The organism is Bacillus sp. MM2020_4 (genome assembly GCF_011250555.1).
Lineage (GTDB): Bacteria > Bacillota > Bacilli > Bacillales > Cytobacillaceae > Neobacillus.
The window spans coordinates 1-255 of record NZ_JAANMZ010000141.1 but is presented as its reverse complement, the minus strand read 5'-3'; the positions used below and the strand labels follow the sequence as shown (position 1 = coordinate 255).

The 255-nt window shown below is 38.8% G+C and carries 1 protein-coding gene; it reads right to left on the bottom strand.

What is annotated here, in order from left to right:
• Positions 1–255, bottom strand: a 255-nt coding sequence (locus G6554_RS25495) for a Mu transposase C-terminal domain-containing protein (protein ID WP_207627760.1), incomplete at both ends; no start/stop codon positions are given.

The following is a 255-nucleotide window of genomic DNA, read 5'->3' as shown; positions in this document are numbered from 1 at the left end:
TTTCCCCTATAACCAGCTTTTTAGCTTTCCACGGAGAATGCCCTTCATATTCAATTGTTAATTCCTCAAGATCCGTAGGATCATAAACAACATCTACTTTGCGTCCGATGAAGGAAAGTCCCACTTCGTATTTCTGATCCATAAAACTAATGCAGCCCGATTTATCTACTTTTCTGGTTTCACAATGTAAGAAAGCATTAGTTAGTTTATCTGGGTCTATAAAGCGAAGGGCCTTTTTATCACTTCGAAACGCTG